General features: G+C 65.7%; 1 protein-coding gene. It reads right to left on the reverse strand.

What is annotated here, in order from left to right:
- Nucleotides 1–170: 170 nt before the first annotated feature.
- A partial coding sequence (locus tag NS283_RS18185; protein WP_153003427.1) for an ABC transporter substrate-binding protein occupies nucleotides 171–770 on the reverse strand: 600 nt, incomplete at its 5' end.

Raw genomic sequence — 770 nt, forward strand, 5'->3', positions numbered from 1 at the left:
GGCGTAGAACGAGCCGTTGACCAGGCCCAGCAACAGCTGGCTCAGCAAGGCGGGAAGGGAGACGGTCATGGCGTTGGCGCGAAGGTACTCGGTCGACCAGGCCTGGGGTCAGGCCCGGCGCGCGGTGCGGCGGCATCGGGCGGCCCGGGGCGCCCGATGCCGCCGGCCCGTCACTTCCACAGGGCGCACTTGCTCTCGGCCTTGGTGGTGAACACCTGCTCGCCCGGCAGCGGCTTGACCACCTTGAGGTAGTCCCACGGGCGCTTGGACTCGGACGGCTTCTTGGCTGCGACCAGGTACATGTCGTGCACGAAACGGCCGTCGGCGCGGATCTGGCCCTTGCCGTAGAAGTCGCTCACCGGCGTCTTCTTGAGCTGCTCCATCACCTTGTCGGAATCGGTGGTCTTGGCGGCTTCCACCGCCTTGAGGTAGGTCATGGTGGCGGAGTAGTCGGCCGCCTGGATGTCGGTGGGCATGCGCTTGGTCTTGTCGAAGAAGCGCTGGGCCCACTTGCGCGTGTCGTCGTTCATGTCCCAGTACCAGCTGGTGGTGTGCAGCAGGCCTTCGGTGTTCTTCAGGCCCAGGCTGTGGATGTCGGACAGGAAGACCAGCAGGCCAGCCGTCTTCATCGTCTTGTCGATGCCGAACTCCTTGGCCGCCTTGATCGAGTTGATGGTGTCGCCGCCGGCATTGGCCAGGCCCAGGATCTGGGCCTTGGAGTTCTGCGCCTGGAGCAGGAAGGACGAGAAGTCGCTGGCGTTCAGCGGCGT

Source organism: Microbacterium testaceum (genome assembly GCF_001476285.1).
Lineage (GTDB): Bacteria > Actinomycetota > Actinomycetes > Actinomycetales > Microbacteriaceae > Microbacterium > Microbacterium testaceum_B.